This is a genomic window from Oceanobacillus luteolus, from assembly GCF_023715655.1.
Classification (GTDB): domain Bacteria; phylum Bacillota; class Bacilli; order Bacillales; family Amphibacillaceae; genus Oceanobacillus; species Oceanobacillus luteolus.
The window spans coordinates 184,406-200,748 of sequence record NZ_JAMBON010000002.1 but is presented as its reverse complement, the minus strand read 5'-3'; the positions used below and the strand labels follow the sequence as shown (position 1 = coordinate 200,748).

General features: G+C 38.2%; 15 protein-coding genes. 2 read left to right on the top strand and 13 right to left on the bottom strand.

What is annotated here, in order from left to right:
* Positions 1-3 precede the first annotated feature (3 nt).
* The 4 genes from motS to M3210_RS03750 form a co-directional block, all read right to left on the bottom strand.
* Positions 4-786: a flagellar motor protein MotS gene (motS, locus tag M3210_RS03765; RefSeq protein WP_251511652.1), complete on the bottom strand. Its 783-nt coding sequence runs from the start codon at positions 784-786 to the stop codon at positions 4-6.
* Positions 776-1,621, bottom strand: a complete 846-nt coding sequence (motP, locus tag M3210_RS03760) for a flagellar motor protein MotP (RefSeq protein WP_251511650.1) — start codon at positions 1,619-1,621, stop codon at positions 776-778. The genes motS and motP overlap by 11 nt, the downstream gene beginning before the upstream one ends.
* 151 nt (positions 1,622-1,772) lie before the next feature.
* Complete coding sequence (gene ccpA, locus M3210_RS03755; protein WP_251511648.1) at positions 1,773-2,777, bottom strand: catabolite control protein A; 1,005 nt, start codon at positions 2,775-2,777, stop codon at positions 1,773-1,775.
* 183 nt (positions 2,778-2,960) lie between these two features.
* Positions 2,961-4,034 carry a bifunctional 3-deoxy-7-phosphoheptulonate synthase/chorismate mutase gene (locus M3210_RS03750; RefSeq protein ID WP_251511645.1) on the bottom strand — a complete coding sequence of 358 codons (1,074 nt, stop codon included), beginning with the start codon at positions 4,032-4,034 and terminating at the stop codon, positions 2,961-2,963.
* A 288-nt stretch (positions 4,035-4,322) separates the two neighbouring features.
* Between M3210_RS03750 and pilM the strand changes: the two genes are divergently transcribed.
* Positions 4,323-6,464, top strand: coding sequence for a pilus assembly protein PilM (gene pilM / locus M3210_RS03745; RefSeq protein ID WP_251511643.1), 2,142 nt, complete (start codon positions 4,323-4,325; stop codon positions 6,462-6,464).
* A 56-nt stretch (positions 6,465-6,520) separates the two neighbouring features.
* On the opposite strand, the gene M3210_RS03740 is transcribed toward pilM, so the two are convergent.
* The 8 genes from M3210_RS03740 to M3210_RS03705 form a co-directional block, all read right to left on the bottom strand.
* Positions 6,521-7,096 (bottom strand): YtxH domain-containing protein, encoded by a 576-nt coding sequence (locus M3210_RS03740; protein ID WP_251511641.1) that lies wholly within the window; start codon positions 7,094-7,096, stop codon positions 6,521-6,523.
* Between the two features lie 30 nt (positions 7,097-7,126).
* The gene (locus tag M3210_RS03735) at positions 7,127-7,537 is read right to left on the bottom strand and encodes a DUF948 domain-containing protein (protein ID WP_251511639.1); all 411 of its coding nucleotides are present in this window, start codon (positions 7,535-7,537) and stop codon (positions 7,127-7,129) included.
* Between the two features lie 546 nt (positions 7,538-8,083).
* A complete protein-coding gene (gene murC, locus M3210_RS03730; protein ID WP_251511637.1) occupies positions 8,084-9,397 on the bottom strand; it encodes a UDP-N-acetylmuramate--L-alanine ligase in 1,314 nt (437 codons plus the stop codon).
* A 123-nt stretch (positions 9,398-9,520) separates the two neighbouring features.
* Positions 9,521-10,627 (bottom strand): nicotinate phosphoribosyltransferase, encoded by a 1,107-nt coding sequence (locus tag M3210_RS03725; RefSeq protein WP_251511636.1) that lies wholly within the window; start codon positions 10,625-10,627, stop codon positions 9,521-9,523.
* A 75-nt stretch (positions 10,628-10,702) separates the two neighbouring features.
* On the bottom strand, positions 10,703-13,132 hold the full coding sequence (locus M3210_RS03720) for a DNA translocase FtsK (RefSeq protein ID WP_251511635.1): 2,430 nt from the start codon (positions 13,130-13,132) through the stop codon (positions 10,703-10,705).
* A gap of 153 nt (positions 13,133-13,285) precedes the next feature.
* Positions 13,286-13,888, bottom strand: coding sequence for a YtpR family tRNA-binding protein (gene ytpR / locus M3210_RS03715; RefSeq protein WP_251511634.1), 603 nt, complete (start codon positions 13,886-13,888; stop codon positions 13,286-13,288).
* Between the two features lie 16 nt (positions 13,889-13,904).
* Positions 13,905-14,714: a DUF1444 domain-containing protein gene (locus tag M3210_RS03710; protein ID WP_251511633.1), complete on the bottom strand. Its 810-nt coding sequence runs from the start codon at positions 14,712-14,714 to the stop codon at positions 13,905-13,907.
* Between the two features lie 21 nt (positions 14,715-14,735).
* On the bottom strand, positions 14,736-15,053 hold the full coding sequence (locus tag M3210_RS03705) for a thioredoxin family protein (protein ID WP_251511632.1): 318 nt from the start codon (positions 15,051-15,053) through the stop codon (positions 14,736-14,738).
* A gap of 169 nt (positions 15,054-15,222) precedes the next feature.
* Here M3210_RS03705 and M3210_RS03700 point away from each other — a divergent pair, with 169 nt between their 5' ends.
* Positions 15,223-15,663, top strand: coding sequence for a YtoQ family protein (locus tag M3210_RS03700; protein ID WP_251511631.1), 441 nt, complete (start codon positions 15,223-15,225; stop codon positions 15,661-15,663).
* 45 nt (positions 15,664-15,708) lie between these two features.
* Here the strand turns inward: M3210_RS03700 and M3210_RS03695 are convergent, their stop codons facing one another.
* Complete coding sequence (locus M3210_RS03695) at positions 15,709-16,212, bottom strand: DUF84 family protein (RefSeq protein ID WP_251511628.1); 504 nt, start codon at positions 16,210-16,212, stop codon at positions 15,709-15,711.
* Positions 16,213-16,343: the final 131 nt, after the last annotated feature.

Here is a 16,343-nt window from a genome sequence, read left to right as displayed (position 1 = left end):
CTTTTAATTTTCTTCTTGAGCATCCGTATTCAAGATTGTTATCTCGACTCTTCGATTCATACTCATGTTTTCTTCCGTATCATTAGGTGCAATTTGTCTCGTATCAGCATACCCTGCTATCGAAAAGCGCGATTCATCTAAATTAAATTCCTCAATAAAATACCTGACTACACTGCTGGCTCTAGCTCCAGATAATTCCCAGTTGGACGGATATCGATATGTATTAATTGGTCTACTATCGGAATGCCCTTCTACCTTTATATCATTTGGCAATTGTGAGAATAAAGTTGCCAGTTCTTCTAGAAACGGTTTTCCTTCTTCTAGAATAATAGCTTCTCCAGTGTCAAAAAATATACTTTCTTGTATCACTAACAATACTCCCCGTTCTGTACGGGTCGCTGAAACAATATCATTTAAATCATGTTCATCCAGGTAATCCTCTACACTATCTATCAGTTGATTCAAGGATTCATCTTCCTGAGCTTTACTTTCATATTCATCTAAGGCCCTATCCAAATCAATAGGATCATCTGAATGATCATCCTCAGCCGTTTCCGCGGCCTCAGTATTTTCGGGTTGGTCATTTGGTACAATGGAAGGCATAAAATCGAATATTACTCGTTCTTGAAAAGACTGTGCTACTGCTTCTAGTTTGATTTGATCAACAGTTGACATCGAAAACAATAAGATAAAGAATACAAGAATCAAAGTTACCATATCAGAATAAGTTACAAGCCACTTTGCTGCCCCTTTATCCTGCTTTTTTTTGACCGGTCTACGCTTCATTTACTCGATCCTCCACCATTCCTGAACGAATAGCTTCTTCTTCCTTTTGCATGGCTTCTTTATATTTTTCCCTATCCGAATAGGAAACGAAAGCACTAAGTTTTTCTTCCAAAATTCTTGGATTTTGTCCAGATTGAACTCCAATAATTCCTTCAATGATAATTTGCTTAAGAAACACTTCCTCTTCTGTCTTTGTCTCAAGTTTACTAGCCATTGGAAGGAAAACAAGGTTCGCAAGCACTGTACCGTATAATGTGGTTATTAGAGCAATAGCCATTGCCGGTCCAAGTGTTGCCGGATCAGAAAGTTGGTTCAACATGAGTACGAGACCAACTAACGTACCAATCATTCCCCAAGCTGGAGCGTATTCTCCTGCCTTTTCAATGATCGAACGACCTTTATAATGGCGTTCTTCCATGGCAGTTATCTCCGCATTTAAAATATCAGTTATGACTTCAGGTTCAATACCGTCGACCGCAAGCATAATTCCTTTTTTTATAAAAGGGTCATCCACATCTTCCAATTCATTTTCAAGAGCAAGAATTCCTTCTCTTCTAGCTCGTTCCGATAGGCGAGTGAATAACTCTACCAATTCGGGTAACCGGTTTTCAGTTTTGATAAAAGACTCTTTGACTACTCCTCTTGTTAGTTTAATTTGCTCAAATTTAAACGTAATCAACAAGGAGGCTACTAATCCACCGATAACGATAAATATAGAAGGAACATCTAAGAAAATTGAAATATTTGATGGGTTGCCATTCGATCCAATCGCAAAGATAATCATCAAAAATCCTAACGTTATGCCGATCGGAGTCAGTATATCTTTTTTCGTCATCGTAATCTCTCCAAACTTCATTAAAATACTTGAAACTGGTTATGAATGGTATGGCTTTTCATTTTTAAAGCTACTGTCTTCCCCCCTGTTACATTGGAGAAGGAAGCAGTAGCAAATTCACGTACCTAGCTTCTTATATTTTATATCGGCATTAATTGGAAGTTGTTGAGTTTCTTTTTTCCAATCGATGTGGAAGAACAACATTTTTATCGGTTACTTCTTCTTTGTTCATATATTTCGTCAAGAGACGCATTGCGACAGCTCCGATGTCATACATTGGCTGCACAACTGTGGACAACGTCGGGCGCACCATCTTCGCGAGCTTAGTATTATCAAAACCAAATACTTGAATATCTTCCGGAACGTTATATCCTCGATCTTGGAACCCATGAATCACTCCAATTGCCACTTCATCAAATGTGACAAACACAGAAGAAGGAAGTGCTTCCAACTCAAGAAGTTTCTCTGCTGCCGTTATTCCTCCATCGTAAGAATAATCGACCGTAATAACCAGTTCCTCACTGAATTCTATATTGGATTCTTCCAAAGCTCGGAGATAGCCTTCATATTTAAGCTTATTCACCGGCGCATCCGGCACACTAATAACAATTGCTGGTTGTTGGTTGTTATTGTTTTCAATCAGATCTTTTGTCGCTTCGTAGCCTGCCAATTCGTAATCAATATTTACAGATGGAATTTCATTACTTGAATCATATGTTGCAGCTAAAACTACAGGTACAGAGGAAGTTTTGAACTGCTGGATATGTTCATCAGTGATATTACCACCCATAAACAAGATTCCATCTACCTGCTTCTCCAACATCGTATTGATAAGCTGCAATTCATTTTCTTTTTTGGAGTCTGAGTTGCTTAAAATAATATTGTACTTGTACATCGTTGCAATATCTTCAATTCCTCTAGCCAGTTCTGAGAAGAAAATATTGGATATATCAGGAATAATCGCTCCAACCGTAGTTGTTTTCTTACTAGCAAGTCCTCTAGCTACAGCATTTGGGCGATAGCCTAATCGTTCAATTGTTGCTAGCACTTTTTTTCTTGTGCTAGGTTTAACATTCGGATTCCCGTTTACCACACGGGAAACAGTAGCCATAGAAACGTTTGCTTCTCTAGCTACGTCATAAATCGTTACAGTCATCACATATACCTCCAGTATAGTTCGTGCTCTTTTTTCTATCATACTCTACCATGAAAATTTTTTCAAAAATTTTCATGGTGTTTTCATAAGTTTGTCATAAATATAAACTGATTCTTACTAGCAGTATTCCCAAACTTACAAAATAAAAAAACTGCTTCTTCTCTCAGAAGCAGTTTTTTTATCTTATTTCAATCGTCTATCCAAGTCAGTGATCTCTTCAAAGAACTTATCGAATGTTGGTATATCCATTTGTTGCGCTGAGTCAGAAAGTGCTACAGCCGGATCAGGGTGAACTTCCGCCATAATACCATCCGCACCAATTGCAAGTGCTGCTTTAGCTGCTGGAAGCAGTAAGTCCCTTCTACCAGTCGAATGTGTGACATCCACAAGAATCGGTAGATGCGTTTCCTTCTTCAACACAGGTACAGCCGAAATATCCAATGTATTTCTAGTCGCTGTTTCATAAGTTCTGATTCCGCGTTCACATAGAATGATATTAGTATTTCCACGTGAAATGATGTATTCAGCTGCATTAATGAACTCTTGGATTGTTGCTGACAGACCACGTTTTAGAAGTACTGGCTTATCCACTTCTCCTGCAGCTTTTAGTAATTCAAAGTTCTGCATGTTTCTTGCGCCAATTTGAATCACATCAATGTATTCCACGGCTTCCTCAATATGTGCAGGGTTAACAATCTCACTGATTACCGCTAATCCATACTCATCTGCAACGCGTTTTAAAATTTGTAATCCTTCCACTCCTAAACCTTGGAAATCATAAGGTGATGTACGAGGTTTGAAGGCGCCACCACGTAGTAACTTTAATCCTTTTGCTTTAACCGCCTCTGCCACCTGTGCAACTTGTTCATAACTTTCAACCGCACAAGGACCGAATACGTAGTTTGTCGAACCATCGCCGATTTTCGCTCCGTTGATGTCAATCACAGTGTTTTCAGGTTGATTTTTACGGGAAACAAGTAAAGCTTTTTGGTGATCATCTTCCTGAAGCTCTAATCCCGCTTTGAAAATCTCCTTGAAAATATGCTCAATTGTGGAATTTTCAAATGGACCATTATTATGCTTTTTAATTAAATCAAGCATTTCTCTTTCCCTTACCGGATCAAACTTATACATGCTTTGCTTTGATTTAACTTTACCAATTTCCTGAACCAATTCTGCGCGGCGATTAATTAAATTCAAAATCTCAAGATTCACATCATCAAGTTGTTGTCTAAGCTGTTCCATTTGATTACTCATAATATATGCCCCCTGAAAACTTTTTAATAATTAGTGACAATTATAGCTAAAAATCTATTATTTGTCACTATTTAATTAAAATTAAATAATATTAGGAAAAACTTGACAAAAATATACTAGGTTTTTCATTCATTTAATGGTTATCTATTAACTATCCATGTGAATAAAAGACCGTACGGTTGTTAAACATCCCCCTCTTACTTTCAATATGATAAATTAGATAATAGATAATTAGAGAGAGTGGCTGGTTTGAGATTGCCTATTTGAAAGAATGGAGTAATGATACATATGAGTAATATAACTTTCGCTCTAGATATTGGAACACGCTCCGTTACTGGAGTGCTAATCGAGAAAGATATGTCTAAAATTAGATTGATTGATTATTGTATAATTGAACATGATGAACGTTCTATGAGGGATGGTCAAATCCATGATGTAGTCGCAGTCGCTAATACCATTAAAGAGGTTAAATCAAGGTTAGAGGCCAAGATCGGAACCACCTTACATAAAGTATGCATAGCAGCTGCTGGGAGGGCTTTGAAGACTATAGAAGCCCGTGCTTCTGTCAATTTGCTTGAATATTCTATCCAGACCAATGAAGATGTTAAGCATTTAGAGTTATCTGCACTTCAAGTTGCACAAGAGAAGCTAAAGTCTGACGAAATGAATGATGGTTCCAATCATTATCATTGTGTAGGATATTCACTATTATACTATCAATTAGACAATGAACGCATTGACTCCCTTATCGAACAGAAAGGAAATGAGGCCAGTGCCGATATCATTGCAACTTTTTTACCGAAAGTTGTTGTGGAATCCCTGCTCACCGCAGTAACTAAAGCAGATTTAGAAGTTGAGGCGATGACGTTAGAACCGATTGCGGCTCTAAATGTACTTATTCCCGAATCCATGCGGCGCTTGAATGTTGTTTTGATCGATATAGGTGCAGGCACAAGCGATATTGCAATTACAGATAAAGGGACCGTAGTCAGCTATGGAATGGTTCCTGTGGCGGGTGATGAGATAACTGAAGCAATCAGCGACTCATACTTACTTGATTTCCCTGTTGCAGAGAAAGTAAAAAGAGAAATAGTCATGGAAAAAACCGCTGAAATTGAGGATATACTTGGTTTTTCAACTACTATAACCTATGAAGAATTAATAATAGAGATAGAACAACAAGTAGATCACCTCGCAAGAACGATAGCTGGAGAAATTAAGAAGCTGAATATAAAAAGTCCACGAGCAGTGATGCTTGTCGGCGGTGGGAGTTTAACACCGAACATCAGCGATAAATTATCCGGTGAACTTGATCTCCCGTTAAATCGAATCGCTATCCGTGGGGTAGACGCTATCCAACAATTGGAGGCATCTGATAATTTACCAGCTGGACCTACTTTTGTAACTCCTATTGGAATTGCAATTACTGCTAAAGAACGTCCAGTACACTATATAAGTGTCATTGTTAATGGAGAAGATGTGCGTTTATTCGAAGTGAATGAATTGACCGTCGGTGATTGTCTCGTGCAAGCAGGTTACGAATTAAGAAGATTTTACGGTAAACCTGGATTGGCTGTTATTATAACACTGAATGGCAAAGAAATAACCATTTCAGGCGAGTATGGTAAGCCTCCAGTCATTTATCTCAATCATGCTCCAGCAACTGTACATGATCAAGTTAAGCATGGTGACACGATAAAGATTGAAAGAGGTCACGACGGAGAAAATGCAGAAATGAGTTTGGCCGAGCTGGTTGGGCGAGAGGAAATGTTTCAAGTACAATACAACGGTATGTTGTATGATATGGGAACTTCCTTTCTCGTAAATGGAACCATGCAACCCTCAACTTATAGGGTGAAAGATCGGGACAATATCAGATGGAGACAGGAAATATCGATTAAAGACTTTTTAACGAAGTACTTTCCAAACCAAAACGTCGAACCTTCCTTCCCTATTATCATTGATCAGAGAGAAATAAATCTTCCAATGAGTGGAACCTCCTTTCTCGTGAACAACAAGAAGGCAAACGTGGATACCACTTTACAGCATGGAGATGAGATTAAAATAATTCCCTCTATCACACCGACTGTTGAAGATGTAGTTAATATGTTAGGAAAACCGTATTGGCAAGAAATTGAGGTTACATTTAATGAGGAGAAAATAACATTAAAAAAACCAGCTTATCAGATTTTACGTAAGCAAGACGTATTGAAATATGATAGCAATCTATATCCTAACGACCGACTGACAATGAAAAACATAAATAATCAAACTTTCCTCTTCCAAGATGTTTTCCGTTATGTCGATGTGGATTTAACAAATGTTAACGGGAATTTCACCATTTTTCGTAATGAAGAAAAAGCAGGTTTTGATACAATGATTCAAAATGGAGATCGTTTAGCGATTATTTGGAGCGAAGTATCAGTGTAAAGTTTGGAAATGAGACAATGAAAAAGGCTAAAGCAGGATTTGCTTTAGCCTCTGTTTTATCTAACTGTACTTGCACTATTTTTATTGCTTTTTAATGCCTCGTCTGCATCTTCTATGCTTTCGGCAGCGACATTTGCTGCTTTTTCAATATTTTTATCTACTTCTTCACCTGATTTTTCCACTTCACGATCTACAACGTTCGTAGTATCTTTTTTATTCACTTTATCAGCCGCTTGATTCACCTTTTCATCAACGGCGTCTGCTTGATTAGCAGCTTTTTTCGTGAAATCTTTAGTTTTCTCGGAGACCGCTTTTGAAACTTCTTGTGCTTTAGTAGCAGCTGTTTTAGTCAGTTCTTTAGATTTCTTGGTCAATTCAGCACTTGTATCTAATGTTCTTTGTTTCAATTCAGAACCGGTAGTATATGCTTTATCTTTCCAACCCGCACTTTTTTCAACCGCAATATCCTTTAATTCGCCAGCACGGTATTTAACTTGTTGGGCACCCATGTTTAAATCATGTCGTGTTTCTTTCCCGGATTTTGGTGCAAATAATAACGCCGTCGAGGCTCCGATTACCGCACCTAACACAACACCAATAGCAAAGTCTTTCGTATTATTGTTTTCAGCCATTTTTAGTCCCTCCATTAATAGAATTAATTTTTATTTTTGTTTATTTCGCTTCATCACAAATTCCAAAATAGATGCTCCCCACTTCACTGCTTCGTTTGTTTTTTCTCGATCTTCAGAAGAAGCGCGGGCAATACTATTCGATAACTGATTCAATGAACGATCAAATTCCTTCATCGTCTCACCAATTCCTTTAGCTCCGTCCAGTAGGCCATCCATTTTTCGGGATTTTAATTCCACATCATCCGCAAGACGATTCGTTTTATTAAGTAATTGTGTTGTCTCCGTAGTAATTCCTTTCACCTGTGTTTCCAATCCCTGTAGTGTTGTTTTCGTTTCATTTAGAAAGTCTTTCGTTACCTTCAGGGTGTTGATCGTATAGACGGTCAGTACCACAAGAGCTATAACTGCGATAATTATAGCGATATAAAGCATGATTTCCATAGTCTTAACAGCTCCTTTTGCGATTGATTACTGGTCTGATCAGTTAGCGGTACTTATAAAATTTATACCCTAACTGCCATGGACTAAACATCGTACCAAAAATAATTTGTATATACGTTTAGTATATACTTTTATCTTTAAATTTTCGAATTATATGGTGGATGAGATTATAGCGTTATCGAACAATCTTTGGTACCTAAAATTGTTGCTTTATGCCTGAAAATGAAATTGCACTACTGCTTCGGGAAAATAAACTCATAATATTTTCCCGAAATAGGATTGTAGTTCTACTTCAGGAAGATAAACACTTAATATTTTCCCAAAACGGCTATCAAATCACTTATTCAGGAATGTAAATATATGATATTTTCCCCAACAAGTTTTTATGTCCTTCTCTCAGGCAAATAGAGAATATAATCTCTCCTACATAGAAGCTAGTATGTGATCAAATAACTGATATAAACTATCTAATGGATGTCCATAAATAAAAAAGCCTGCCTAAAGGCCTCCTACTCTAGGTTACCTTTGACAGACTTTCTTCATACATCATTCATTAATAATCGAAGCTTTCATTTCTGGTTTATAAGCTTCAATAAACTTTTGAATATCACCAGCACCCATGAAAATAAGTACACTATCCTCATGCTTCTCGAGCACTTTCGTCTCTTCGATATCCAAAATCTCACAACCCTCTATTAACTTTTGCAGGTCGGTGATAGTCAATTTCCCAGCTTCTTCTCTTGCTGAACCAAAGATTTCACATAAGTATACATAGTCTGCACCTTTTAGACTGTCTGCAAATTCTTGTAAAAATGTTTTTGTTCGCGTAAAAGTATGCGGCTGGAAAATGGCGATTATTTCTTTGTTCGGGTATTTCTGTCTAGCAGATTGAATGGTAGCTCTAATTTCTTTCGGATGATGGGCATAGTCGTCAATAATCACTTGATTACCGACTGTTTTTTCGGAAAAGCGTCGTTTCACACCACCGAATGTGCTGAGCTTTTTAATATCTGCTGCAGATAGCCCTTCATAATGGCATAAAGTGATTACGGATAATGCATTCAGAATATGATGATCACCGAACATTGGAATCAGGAACGTATCATAGTATGTGTTTCTTACAAATACATCGAATTCTGTTCCTTCTCCGGTTATCTTTATATTTTGGGCTTGGAAGTCATTTCCAGCTTCCAATCCATAATACAATACAGGCACCTTTGCAGTTATCCGTTGCAGATACTCATCATCACCACAAGCGATAATACCTTTCTTCACGCGATCAGCCATATCTTGAAAAGCAGAAAAAACATCATCAATACTCGTGAAATAATCAGGATGATCAAAATCAATATTTGTCATTATCGCATAGTCCGGTTCATAACTTAAAAAGTGACGACGATATTCACAAGCTTCAAAAACAAAATATTCACTATCGACATGTCCTTTACCTGTTCCATCACCGATTAGATGGGAAATAGGAAAGGCTTCATTCAACACATGGGCAAGTAGACCAGTCGTTGAAGTTTTTCCGTGGGAACCGGTTATCGCAATACTGCGGAATTGTTTTAACCAATCACCAAGAAAGTCATGATAGCGGTAAAATTTACAACCTAATCGTTTTGCTTCTTGGATTTCTTCATGTTCATCTGAAAAAGCATTTCCTGCAATAATCGTATATTCTGCTTTAATATTTTCTTTAGAAAACGGGAGAATTGGAATGTTTTTTTCCATTAAGGCATCTTCTGTGAAAAAGTGTTTTTCCACATCGGAGCCTTGAACGATTTCACCGGAGTCATAAAGAATTTGTGCAAGGGCACTCATTCCAGTTCCCTTTATACCAATAAGATGGTAAGTTGTCATAAAAAGAACCTCCACATGTTCAAACAAGGATTTGACGTACTGTTTGTGATAGATTATCACACAATAGTTAATTATAGCAAACAATCTAGGTCATGAAAATACTTCTTTCAGCCTACCCGATAATTAATTGTAATATTCCACCGTTTCTAAACGAGGATTTGGGCGGAACTTTCGTCCTTCTTTCGCTTCCGGTGAACCATTCAGCAAAACTAAATCGCCAGTGAAACCAATATTTAACCGCAATAAATTTCTGCCTACTCCATACATATCCACTGGTACACCAGCTTTTTCAAATTCCTCGATTCTTTCTTCCGTAAAACCACCTGAAACCATGATCTTCACGTGTTGGAACCCTTCATCATCCAAAGCTTTTCTTAGAGCGAATAATAATTCCGGATTCACCCCACGTGGATCAAAGGTACCCATTAAGTGGTGATTCCTCAAGAAGTACTTATCTACTAGTGTTCGGGAAGTATCTAGACGTACCGAGCTTAATTGATCACCAAATCGTTTGGCAACTTTCAATGAATCCGTTATGACATCATTGTTATAGTCAACAAGCGCCGATAATTCATCTTCAGGAAAAACTTTATGATATGCTTCAGCCGCTGCTACTACATCCCCACGAAACATTTGAATCAAAGCATGAGGCATTGTCCCCATTCCTTCTTTCCCCCACCATTCATTCATCGCATGGGTGGCTTGGGCGGTAGACCCTCCAATAAATGCAGCATAGCCATCACCGGCTTGGGTTGTGTAGTGGTCATCCCTATCCCCCATAAATATGACAGGCTTTTGTTTGCCCGAGATTCTCGCTGCTTTTACAACATTGTATACATTTGTAGCTACAGATGTTCTTCTCGCAAGGATTCCATCGATAATTCCTTCCAAGTATCCAAATTGCTGATAGGAACCAGAAATGGTTAGCACGGTTTCATAAGGTTGGATCCGGTCCCCATCTTTTAATGATTTTATTTCTAGTGTTTCGGGCTGGTCAGCAAATGTATGTAATAATGCTATAACTTCATCCGTACCACATAGTACTGCATGGTCTTTTTGAAAGAATTGCATTGTTACATGATTGTTCGGCAAAATCTCTTCCGCAATTTGTTTTGTTTTCAGGAAGTAAACCGCCGAAAACCAGCCATCTTTAATACGATCATCAAATTTAAATGTTTTATTCGTTAAACGTTCAATTTTCCCCGCAAGCTTTTGGTCAATCTCTTTCATTGTGACTTCTCCTTAGTTTATCTATTCAATACCAACATCATATATAATTATTATAAGCGAGACAAATATTAAACTTTATTCGACAGTTATTTCATTAACGAGGACGTCTCTAGGCTTGCTTCCATTCTGCCCTGAGATGATTCCCCTCGCCTCCATTGTATCTATCAAACGGGCTGCACGATTATAACCAACCTTAAAATGACGCTGCAGCATCGAGGTGCTTGCCGACTGTTGTCGAATAACAAACTGAATTGCCTCTTCCAGCAGCTCATCCTCATCTTCTTCAAACTCGATCTGTTCCAGTAATTGTTCTTGTTCAAATAAATATTCAGGTTCTGCAATTTGCCTCACGTAAGCAGTGACTCTTTCAATTTCATCATCGGAAACAAATGGTCCTTGTAATCTGACACTTTTCCCTGTACCGTTCTCCATAAACAGCATGTCTCCCCTACCTAGAAGTTTTTCTGCTCCACTTGCATCCAAGATAGTACGGGAGTCGACTTGAGAAGATACACTAAAAGCGATTCGTGTAGGTATATTTGCTTTAATCAGCCCGGTGATAACATCCACAGAAGGTCGTTGTGTTGCAAGCAAGAGATGAATTCCACAAGCCCTTGCTTTTTGTGCAATACGGCTGATTGCACTCTCAACATCTTGTGGTGACATCATCATTAAATCGGCCAACTCATCAATGACGATGACGATGTATGGCATTTTACGATCCGTTCTACCGTCGCTCAATACTTTACGGTTATACCGTTCAATGTCCCTTACTCCTTCTTCAACAAACCGTTCGTACCGGTCTTCCATTTCTTGCACAGCCCATTTTAAGCTTTGGGTTGCAGCTTTGACATCGGTAATGACCGGAGAAACCAAGTGTGGGATTCCATTATACGGAGCTAGCTCAACCATTTTTGGATCAATCATTAAAAATTTCACATCTTCATGACTTGCTTTATACAGGATGCTGATAAGAATCGTATTGATACAAACACTCTTACCAGATCCAGTTGCCCCAGCAATTAAGCCATGTGGCATTTTTTGGATATTTGTTATCTTTGGTTCTCCCTCAATAGTAAGTCCTAATCCAATAGCAAGAGGTGATGGATTCTTTTTAAATTCTTCTGTATCGACAATCTCCTGGAAACCAACCATTTGTGGATGAGGATTCGGTACTTCGATACCAACCGTATTTTTCCCTGGAATCGGCGCTTCAATCCGAATATCCTTAGCAGCCATATTCAATTTCAGGTCATCACTTAGATTTCGGATCTTACTAACCTTGACACCTAATTCTGGTTGGACCTCAAATCTTGTTACAGTTGGCCCTTGAGTTGCTTTGACGACTTTAGCCGCTACGTGGAAATGCTTCAGTGTCTGCTCCAATAAATTTTGCTGTTCATCAATCCAATGTTCATGAGTAAAATCCTCAACCTCTGGATCATTCAACAGATGAATTGGAATTTGGATATCTTCCGGACGTTCAATTGCGACAGCATTTTCCGTCGTATTTTTAGTAGTTGGTTCTTCCTGCTCTCCTATCCTCTGTATAGCATGCTGTTTACTATCCATATTCTCTTCAGAGTTCTGCGCTGTTTCATGTTTCGGTCTTTCAATAGGTCGCTCTGCAAATTGTTGTCTCGATGCCTGTTTTTGTTGATATCTTGCCCGGTCTAACGGTGTCATAATTACATTGAACGGTACCTTAGCGGAATTATTTTTACTTTCTCGTTTCTTACTCCGTTTACTTGGCCGTTGTTCGTGCTTCTTGGGAGTAGATTCATTCTCCATTTCTTCCTTCGCCAATTGTTGAATGGTCTTAATATCTTCTTTAGGTGCTTGTCTGGCTTCTAATACTGGTTCCTCTTCCTGCTCTGGAATTTCCAAGGACGATGCTACTTCAGCTTCACCCAAGTTGGTCGAGGATATTTCTTCTTGTATTTCTTCAATATGTTCGGTCTCTGCTTGTAGAACTATTTCATCTTCCGCCATTATTTCTTCAATTACTTTATCTTCTTCTATGTTCACTTCTTCTTTTAATTCTAGTGCTTCAATTATTTTACTCTCTTCTTCTTTCTTTAATTGCTCTTCTCGTTTCCGAACAAAAGTAGGTATATCGTGATCAGTCTCTTTATTCTTCTGTTTCTGAAATCCATAAACAGGTGATGGAACTTTACTTACTTCAAACGGTGGAGCATTTTCATCCCGAATAACTTTCCTGGTATGCGGTTCTGTTGACTTTGTCTTTTTGATCTCCTTTTGTGGAGTTTGTGGAGAAACTGGAGTCTCTCTTCTTTTCCTACGCACATAAGCAGGTGATTGTTTATCTTTCTCAGGAACATCGACATGGTCAGGTATTACTGGAAAACGGAATTTCTTCTCAGGATATTGATATGTCATTCTCGCTTTTATTTCCTGACGTTGGGTGGTTGGTTGTGTATGTTCCTGAATTTCATCATCATCTTTAAATATACTTTTCATTTTTTCCAATAGATTCTTAATCATTTCTTTCACTCATTTCTCTAACATTCCATGTTACCTATCTATTTTACCAGTTTTTTATAACAAATGTTGTCATAAAAAAATTAAATCTGTATGACAGACGTCAAAAAAAACACACGCTATCCAAATAATAGTGTGTGTTTCAAAGATATGAAGTTAAAAAGTAAATTCTTCACCAACCTGATAACTATCATCAAGTACATAAATCCCTTTTTCTTCCGGAGCATTTGGTAACCCTAATTCTTTTTGGGAGCAAATCATACCATTAGAAGGTACTCCGCGTAGTTCGGATGGCTTAATACGCAATCCGCTAGGCATAGTTGCACCAACTTTTGCAACAACTACCTTCTGACCCGCATCGACATTCGGTGCACCGCAAACGATCTGTAACACTTCGTTCCCTACGTCAACTTTACAAACATTGAGCTTATCTGCATTTTCGTGGGGTTGCTTTTCTTCCACGTAGCCAACGACAAACTTCGGGCTAAGATCAAAGTTGAGCTCATCTTTCACATCATTTTTATAAAAGAGTTCCTGGATTTTACTCAAGAAATCCTCTGTAAGTTTTATTGCACCTGTCTGTTCTATGTCAAAATTTTTCGTTGCGTTGAAGATATTGTAACCTAATACTTTTCCACCTTCGCCGATAATACGGACAATATCTCCATACGTTTCGTAACTATATTCATAGCGGTCACCTTCTTCAATTGGTATGATCAGGACATCGCCAACACCTTTTGGATTGTAAAATACGTTCATTATTATATCTTCCTCTCTATTCCTTCTCTGGTCGATTTTTTGCAAGGATGAATATTGGTTCCAGTTTTTTATTTTCATAAATAAACGGTAGAGAAGTGACTGGTATCCGACCTTCTGTGAAGTACTTCATCGTAAGCTGTGCCAATATATCATACCCGGTTTTGTTTTGAATGTCTGCTATAATGAGAACATCTTGATGTGGTGTAGCAACAGTCATATCACCTTTAACCTTCTCGCTCATTTCATCCAGAAAGGCTTCATTAAGAATTCGAGATGCATCATAGCCATCTTGAGTGGCAATGAAGTAAAAATCATTCCCTGCCACCCGGTCTACTTTATATTTAGTAGAAAGGGATCTGGCATTGAACATCGCAATTTCCTCCAAATGTTGCTGTGACCAGCCCGCTTCTTTTAATAAAACCTCATCAATCAATCGGTATGATTTACCTTCATCTAAAGCGTAGAAAATTCTCGTTTCTGCCGTATGATCTTTATAAACGAGTGCTGTACCAGCATTCGTCTTTTTGGGAAATGATGTGGAGCGAATAACAGGAAATATTTGTTTCTCCTTACCTGTGAGTTCGACTTCCATCTTCATCATTCTTAAAGCTTCCTCAATATGTTCCACCACTTCGTTAATTACTTCTTCACCTCGTGTATCATATTTTGCGATGATACTAGGTAAAGTTAACGTCATACCCTGCTTTGAATCTTTCCACTCTACTCTTAATGTGTCTTCTTTACGGTTAAAACGGAATTGGTATTTGTCAGCAGATAGACGTTCTTTTATTATGTCTCGCAATTTAGTACTGGTTAACTTAGCCATCGATGGTACCCCCTCATATCCTTATTTCGAAAAGCCATCGATAAACGAAATGATTTCTTCCTTCGTCTTCCGGTCTTTGCTTACAAAACGGCCTACTTCAGCACCCTCTTTAAATGCTAAAAAGCTTGGGATACCGAATATATCATTTTCTTGCGCTAGTTCCATAAATTCATCACGATTTACTTCAACAAATGTATATTCAGGATACTTTTCTTCAATTTCAGGCAATATTGGCTCAATGACTCGACAGTCAGGACACCATCCTGCTGAAAACATAAAGATAACTTGCTGATTATTTTTTAGTTCATTAAATTCTTTAACAGATTGTAATTGTTTCACTAGTGACCACTCCTTTTTTCTATCATAGCTTTCATTTTCATCTGTTTCAATCCTCAAGCCTCTGCCGGAAACAAATTCGACTAGATTCCACTGAGCATAGGATGAATCATTTAACAATACTCACACAATTAGGTAGTATGTATATAGGAATAATATTGGAGGTGCAGAAATGGAACTTACAGTTTATTTAGCTGGAGAAATTCATACGGACTGGCGTGATCAAGTAAAGGCTAAGGCAAAAGAAAAAAACTTACCGCTTACGTTTGTCGGTCCTCAAACAAACCATGATCTATCAGATGCAATTGGTGAGAAGATTCTCGGAGAACAACCAGGTAAATATTATCGAGATGATGCTGCTTCAGCAGTAAACAATTTAAGAACACAAGTACTTATGCAAAAATCGGATGTTGTTATTGCCCTATTCGGCGAGAAATATAAGCAATGGAACACTGCAATGGATGCATCTGCTGCAATTACGATGAACAAGCCAACCATTATTGTTCGTCCAGAAGAGCATATCCATCCACTAAAAGAACTTTCAAATAAAGCAAATATTACGGTTGAAACAGTGGATCAAGCATTAGAAGTACTTGCATATATCTTTGAATAAGTGAAAATGGAGTGCAAATTGGTGCACTCCATTTTCATTTGCACTTTATCTCGACCAATACTCCATCTGACCTCGAAGTAGTTGCATAACATGGGTAAACATCTCACTTCGATCAACTATATCATTGGTGAATATACCAACTGCACCTTCGTTAGATCTGACGTCCTCTTTTTTGGAATAGGCTTCCATGATTTCACCAAGTTCCTTGCCCGAATTTAACTCGGGAACAAAGTCAATCGGCAGCTCGATTCGTGCTCCGCTAGCTGTATAAATGTCTCCATTTGATGTTACAAGAGCTCCCCAGTTACAAAGATAGAGTCGACCTTCCAAAAGCATCACTCCACCTTCAAGACCTACCCCCATATCAGCATCCTTGCTGCTAATAGAAGCAAGCGCACGATTAATCGAACCTTGTCTCGTCTCTTCATCAGTAGATGGTTGAGGAGAAACATTCGACGCTACTGAAACTCCTATTACCTCGTGTTCTGGAAAAACCGCTTTGCATGCTCGAATTTTAGTGGGATTTTTTGAACCTAAAATCAGTTTCATGTTTCACCTCATCATTGAAGTATTGAAATCACACATTCATCACGCAATTACGGGCGGTACACTCCATTATAAACCTAAAGAGTATACAACCCGTAACTCATCATACTGTGCAAAACTTAGACTCTACGGAA